Origin of the sequence: Fluviicola sp. (assembly GCF_030151805.1) — a bacterium.
Taxonomy (GTDB): Bacteria; Bacteroidota; Bacteroidia; order Flavobacteriales_D; family Crocinitomicaceae; genus Fluviicola.
Genome location: NZ_JASLCN010000215.1, coordinates 1 through 6,132 on the forward strand (window position 1 = coordinate 1; position 6,132 = coordinate 6,132).

8 protein-coding genes are annotated in these 6,132 nt (G+C 39.8%); all 8 read left to right on the forward strand.

Annotated features, from left to right (window positions below; all coding sequences use genetic code 11):
* On the forward strand, positions 1 to 907 hold a 907-nt coding region (locus Q1V93_RS08105), incomplete at its 5' end, for an SDR family oxidoreductase (RefSeq protein ID WP_300663597.1).
* A 67-nt stretch (positions 908 to 974) separates the two neighbouring features.
* Positions 975 to 1,787, forward strand: coding sequence for a helix-hairpin-helix domain-containing protein (locus tag Q1V93_RS08110; protein WP_300663599.1), 813 nt, complete (start codon positions 975 to 977; stop codon positions 1,785 to 1,787).
* Complete coding sequence (locus tag Q1V93_RS08115; RefSeq protein WP_300663601.1) at positions 1,784 to 2,311, forward strand: adenine phosphoribosyltransferase; 528 nt, start codon at positions 1,784 to 1,786, stop codon at positions 2,309 to 2,311. Before Q1V93_RS08110 ends, Q1V93_RS08115 begins: the two co-directional genes overlap by 4 nt.
* A gap of 52 nt (positions 2,312 to 2,363) precedes the next feature.
* Positions 2,364 to 3,503 carry an acyl-CoA dehydrogenase family protein gene (locus tag Q1V93_RS08120; RefSeq protein ID WP_300663603.1) on the forward strand — a complete coding sequence of 380 codons (1,140 nt, stop codon included), beginning with the start codon at positions 2,364 to 2,366 and terminating at the stop codon, positions 3,501 to 3,503.
* A gap of 154 nt (positions 3,504 to 3,657) precedes the next feature.
* Entirely contained in the window at positions 3,658 to 3,849 is a 192-nt protein-coding gene (rpsU, locus tag Q1V93_RS08125) for a 30S ribosomal protein S21 (protein WP_124746872.1), read from the forward strand.
* A 106-nt stretch (positions 3,850 to 3,955) separates the two neighbouring features.
* Positions 3,956 to 4,459: a hypothetical protein gene (locus Q1V93_RS08130; RefSeq protein ID WP_300663606.1), complete on the forward strand. Its 504-nt coding sequence runs from the start codon at positions 3,956 to 3,958 to the stop codon at positions 4,457 to 4,459.
* A gap of 281 nt (positions 4,460 to 4,740) precedes the next feature.
* Positions 4,741 to 5,622, forward strand: a complete 882-nt coding sequence (locus Q1V93_RS08135; protein ID WP_300663608.1) for a tyrosine-type recombinase/integrase — start codon at positions 4,741 to 4,743, stop codon at positions 5,620 to 5,622.
* Positions 5,623 to 5,627: 5 nt separating this feature from the next.
* Positions 5,628 to 5,924 (forward strand): HPF/RaiA family ribosome-associated protein, encoded by a 297-nt coding sequence (locus Q1V93_RS08140; protein WP_124746869.1) that lies wholly within the window; start codon positions 5,628 to 5,630, stop codon positions 5,922 to 5,924.
* Positions 5,925 to 6,132 lie beyond the last annotated feature (208 nt).

Sequence of the window (6,132 nt, forward strand, 5' to 3'; positions counted from 1 at the left end):
GATTCTGATAACGGGTTCAAACGGTTTGTTGGGACAGAAAATTGTCAAACGATGTATCAAACAAGGAATTTCGTTTGTTGCAACTTCCAAAGGACCAAACAGAAATCCGGATTGTCCCGAGGATCATTACATTGATGTTGATTTAACGGCGTTTGAAGCAATTATCCGTTTGGTTGTCAAAGAGAATCCGACGGCAATTATTCATACTGCGGCCCTGACGAATGTCGATTACTGCGAGTTGAATCCGGAAGAATGTCGTTTGGTCAATGTGCTGGCAACCAAAGCACTTTACGAAGCTTCAAAATTGATCGGAGCACATTTTGAATTGTTATCAACGGATTTCGTTTTTGACGGTGAAAAAGGCAAATACTCAGAAGAAGATGCGGTAAATCCGTTGAGCGTTTATGCGGAGTCGAAAGTAGAAGCTGAAAAGTTATTGCTGGAGGATAAGAATAATCAAAACTGGTCAATTGCCCGAACCATTATCGTTTACGGAACCGGGTTCGGCTTGTCGCGCTCCAATATGATTTTGTGGGCTTTGGAAGCATTGCCGAAAGGAGAAAAGATGAAACTGGTAAACGATCAGTTTCGCGCACCGACCTGGGCAGATGATCTGGCTTACGGTTGTGTGGAAATCGTTTTGAGACAGCAAAAAGGAATTTTTCACCTTTCCGGACCGGTGATTCGTTCGGTAGATGAAATTGTTATTGAAGTGGGGAAAGCACTGAACATTGACACAGTACCTGTGATCGAAACGATCTCTTCTCAAACGTTGAATCAAGCTGCAAAACGACCTCCGAAAACCGGATTTGATCTTTCGAAAGCCGAACAATTATTGGATTATCACCCAAAAGATATCCGGGAAACAATCCCGCTTCTGATAGAAGATCTGGCCTACTACCGCTAACAGAAACAACATGACGCACAATCACTATTCAAAATCTACTAAACGAGGCATTATCATTTTCACGATTTTGCTGGTTCTCATTTTTATTCTCCCGGATTTGATTCAGTATTTCCGTCCGAAACCAGAAGTGAAACTGGAACAATGGACGACGGATGAAAAGGAGGTGACGCGAAATTTGGAGCGCCAAACAGGATTCAACTACCGGAATACCTGGAAAAAGAAAGCCTATTCCAGGCCTTCATCGAAATTCAATCCCAATGAGTATACCTTAGAACAGTGGATGGCTTTGGGACTTTCGGAAAAACAAAGTGCTATCGTATTGAAGTTCACCAGCAGAAAAATCTATTCCAACGAAGAGTTGAAACGCATTTTCGTGATTTCAGATGAATTGTATTCGCTCATCAAAGATTCTGCGGTTTATCCGGAAAGACCGAAAAACTTCGACAAGCAGACAGAGTTCAAAATGGAACAAAAGCTCGTTCACATCGATATCAACCGGGCGGATCTGGATGAGGTGTTGAAAGCCGGAGAGATTACGTTTTTTGATGCGAAACAGATTATTCGCCTGCGCGATGAACTGGGCGGATTTTATTCTACGGAACAATTAAGTGAGGTTTGGCAGGCAACTCCGGAAAAGATCGCGGTCTGGCAAAAGTACATTCACATTGACCCGGAGAATATCCGGAAACTCAATATCAACACCGCTAGTACAAAGGAATTATCATATCATCCATATATTTCTTGGAATTTGGCAAATTCTCTCGTAAAATTGCGCTCGCAAAACGGATTTTACAAAGAGCTCCGCGATATTAGAAAGTCGGTGCTTGTAACGGAAGAACTGTTTGAGAAGCTGAAATTTTACTTGAAAGTTGAAGAATGATAGAAGAGAAAATAAGAGGAGTAATCAGAGATGTTGTTGATTTTCCAAAACCGGGAATTGTCTTTAAAGATATTACTCCGATTATGTTGGATGCGGCTTTGTCAAAAGAAATCGTCCAACATTTGGCAGCGATGTACAAGGATCAGAAACTGGATAAAATTGCGGGAATCGAAAGCCGTGGTTTTTTATTCGGTTATCCTTTGGCAATGGAATTGGGAATTCCTTTTGTGTTGATTCGCAAAGCGGGAAAACTGCCTTACCATAAAATCAGTCATTCATACGATTTGGAATATGGATCAGCGACAATCGAAATGCACGTAGATGCTGTTCAAAAAGGAGAAAGAGTACTAATCCACGACGATTTACTGGCAACCGGAGGTTCTGCTTCCGCTGCTGCTGAGTTGATTCAGAAATGTGGTGGTGAAGTGGCTGGGTTTAACTTCTTAGTCGGGTTAAATTTTCTAAATGGTAACGAAAAATTGAAAAACTACTCTAATAATATTACTAATTTAGTGACCTATTAGAAATTATTAATCGAAAAGTAAATTAACGGACACCCCAAATAAACTGTTAATCATGAATTTTGAACTAAACGAGAATCAAAAAATGATCACGCAAATGGTGCGTGATTTTGCGGAGAGAGAAATCCGTCCGAATATGAATAAATGGGATGCTGATGAGTATTTTCCTGTTGATGTCATGAAACAAATGGGAGAGCTTGGTTTATTAGGAATCTACATCCCGGAAGAGTATGGAGGAAGCGGCTTTTCTTACTACGAATATGCAACTGCATTGATGGAACTTGGAAAAGTATGTGGAGGAATCGGATTGAGCGTTGCAGCACATAATTCCCTTTGTACTGGTCACATTTACTACCACGGAAACGAAGAACAAAAGAAAAAATACCTTCCTAAATTAACTTCAGGAGAATTTATCGGAGCATGGGGTCTGACAGAGCCAAATACAGGTTCTGATGCAATGCGTATGAAATGTACTGCTGTTAAAGACGGAGATCACTGGGTGATTAACGGTGCTAAAAACTGGATTACTCACGGTTTATCCGGAGATGTAGCAGTTGTTTTGATCCGTACGGGAGAATTGTTGGATTCCAATGGAATTACAGCATTTATCATTGAAAAAGGAACTCCTGGTTTTTCGGCAGTTCAAATCAAAGACAAGTTGGGGGTTCGTGCTTCTGAAACTGCAGAATTGATTTTTGATAACGTACGCGTTCACGAGTCTCAGGTAATCGGAGAAGTTGGACAAGGATTTAAGCAGGCAATGCACATTTTGGACGGAGGTCGTATTTCTATCGCGGCACTTTCTTGTGGAATTGCACGCGGAGCTTATGAAGCGTCAGTGAAATATGCGAAAGAGCGTGAGCAGTTCGGTCAACCGATCGGAAAGTTCCAGGCAATCGGATTCAAACTGGCTGATATGGCAACAGAAGTGGAAGCAGCTGAATTGTTGACGTTCCAGGCGGCAGATTACAAAAACCGCGGGAAGAAAATGACGACTCAGGGAGCATTCGCGAAATATTATGCTTCTGAAGTAGCTGTAAGATGCGGAAACGAGGCGGTTCAGATCATGGGTGGTTACGGTTTTACAAAAGAATATCCGGCTGAGAAATTCTTGCGTGATGCGAAATTGATGACGATTGGTGAAGGAACTTCCGAAATCCAAAAATTGGTAATCTCCAGAGAAATTTTGAAATAGTTGAAACGCCGGCTCACGCGGAGTATGGTGTAAATTGAAAGTTTTCAACAACTTTTTTTTAAAAGAGGATTATTTTAGAAAAAAGATTTATATCTTTGCGCTCCTTATCAGCGGATAGGTAATTAAAAAGCTAACAATAGAATTTAAATAGAATATGTTAATCATTCCAGTTAAAGAAGGCGAGAACATCGAAAGAGCGCTTAAGAAGTATAAGAAAAAATATGACAAAACAAATGTCATGAAAGAATTGCGTCGCCGCAAAGAATTCGTGAAGCCATCTGTGGTTGATCGTCAGGCGAACATTCGCGCTGCTTATGCTCAAAAAATGAAATCTCAAGAGATTTAATAGGAGTAATTCGCACGATATTATAAAAGGAGTCTTAGGGCTCCTTTTTTTGTGGAATGAATTTCTTTTGTATTATTGTAACCGAAACCAACTAAAACGAACAAACATGCACCTGTTAAAAATCACATTAATCAGCCTTTTTGCAAGCCTTACTGTTTCTGTGTCCGCCCAACAATCCAAGCTTCTGAGTAAACCATCAGAAACAAAAGAAGATTATAAAGCGAATGAGCCAAATGTCATTGCTACGATGGATTGGATTGAAAACACCCCGATCAATGAAAATGAAGAATTACACAAATTGCAGTATGGTTTACTGATTCAATGGATTAGTGGTTCTCCTACTGTGACCTTGTCGCTGCAAGCTTATGTAACGGAATACACTAAAAAGAACAGTGAGCTTCTGATCATTTTCATGGGGGGCTGGACGAGGTATGCCTTGCAGAACGAATATACTACCGATGCACTTCAATGTAACCTGGCTGGGGTCTTGAGTATGATCAAGGTATATAAGACCGGGAAATTGAAGAAAGATAAAAAAATGGACGAATTGGTGAAGTTGGAGGCTGATGGCAAACTGGAGTCATGGCTGAAAGACCAGATCAAGGAATAACCTGTATTGAACAGAATAAAATGAAAAGGCACATACGCATGTGTCTTTTTTTTGTTTCGATAAACTCTGCAACATTTTAGAACGTTCCCCGTTTGAATAGGTATAAGCAGTGTACGAAAATATAGGAGATGATGAGTTTTATTTTGCTGTAGTGGAAGGATAAATGACATCAAAATCGTTCAAAGCGTTGAAGCGGTTCAAATTGAACCGATTTCTTTACAAGAAAGAAAAAAATCAAATCACCGGTTTTTCGTACAAGACATAAATATAAAGTAACTCTTATGCATGCCGCAGAACAATTTCAGATCTATTTAGAAACCGAGAAGCGGTATTCTCAGCACACCTTGCTGGCGTATGAAAAGGATTTGTCACAGTTCCTGGATTTTGCGGAACTGAATAATGACAAACAACTTCCGGAAGTGAATTTTCAGTTGGTCAGAGCCTGGATGGTTGATTTATTGGAAAACGGACAAAGTAACCGGACGGTTTCGCGGAAAATTTCCTGTTTGCGCTCCTTTTTTAAATGGCTGATAGCAGAAGGGAAGATCGAACAAAATCCGATGTTGCGAATCCGCGGACCGAAAGTAGAAAAACGTCTTCCGCAGTTTATAAAGGAATCCGAAATAGACGGTGCTAGAATCGAGCAATTGTTTTCGGCTAATTTCGAAGGAGTCAGGGATCGTTTGATGTTTGAATTGTTTTATCAGACAGGAATCCGTTTGAGTGAACTGATCGGCTTGAAGAATAAAGATGTAAGCGCCAACAGTATCAAAGTATTAGGGAAAAGGAATAAGGAGCGGATCATTCCGATAGGAAAAGCACTGTTTGAAATCATCCGTTCTTACCAGCAATTGAAGCCCGACGGGCCAGATAGCCAAATAATGTTATTTGTAAATAAAGATGGTAGAAAATTATATGCAAAGTTTGTTTATCGGAAAATTAATACATATCTTGGAAGTGTAACGAATTCGCAGAAGAAAAGCCCACACGTCATGCGACATACGTTTGCAACTCACATGTTAAATAACGGTGCAGGACTGGAAACTTTGAAAGAACTTTTGGGACATGCTAACTTATCGGCAACCCAGGTTTACACGCATAATTCGTTTGCTCAAATAAACTCGATATATTCACATGCCCATCCACGTGGGCGCAAAAAGTAAAAGTCATGGACGTTAAAGTGCATTCTATCCATTTCAAAGCAGATCAAAAATTGATTAATTTTATTAATGAGAAAGTTGAAAAACTTCAGGTATTTTTTGATCACATTATTGTAGGGGAGGTTTTTTTAAGATTGGATAAGAATTCTGACAAAGAAAATAAGATAGCCGAAGTGAAAATATTAATGCCCGGGAAAGAATTGTTTGCTAAAAAACAATGCAAATCTTTTGAAGAAGCGGCGGATTTGTGCGTCGATGCCTTGCGAACACAGGTAAAAAAATATAAAGGTAAGTTAGCGAATTAGTAATTGAAAATGAATTATTTAGACAGGCGGCCCGAAAGGCCGCCTAATTTTTTTTAATTTTTTTTCGTCAAAACCCTTGCAGTTGTTTATTTCTTTACTACATTTGCAAACCCAAACGGAAAAAACACTTTAAGAATCGTTCTTTAAAATCGTAATAAAACCAAACTTTAATGCCGGTGTAGCTCAGTTGGCTAGAGCAGCTGATTTG

Excerpts from the sequence above, each read along its gene's own strand:
- Q1V93_RS08120 (WP_300663603.1), top strand. The coding sequence starts at position 2,364 with ATGAATTTTGAACTAAACGAGAATCAAAAAATGATCACGCAAATGGTG.
- rpsU (WP_124746872.1), top strand. The coding sequence starts at position 3,658 with ATGTTAATCATTCCAGTTAAAGAAGGCGAGAACATCGAAAGAGCGCTT.
- Q1V93_RS08140 (WP_124746869.1), top strand. The coding sequence starts at position 5,628 with ATGGACGTTAAAGTGCATTCTATCCATTTCAAAGCAGATCAAAAATTG.
- Q1V93_RS08130 (WP_300663606.1), top strand. The coding sequence starts at position 3,956 with ATGCACCTGTTAAAAATCACATTAATCAGCCTTTTTGCAAGCCTTACT.
- Q1V93_RS08115 (WP_300663601.1), top strand. The coding sequence starts at position 1,784 with ATGATAGAAGAGAAAATAAGAGGAGTAATCAGAGATGTTGTTGATTTT.
- Q1V93_RS08135 (WP_300663608.1), top strand. The coding sequence starts at position 4,741 with ATGCATGCCGCAGAACAATTTCAGATCTATTTAGAAACCGAGAAGCGG.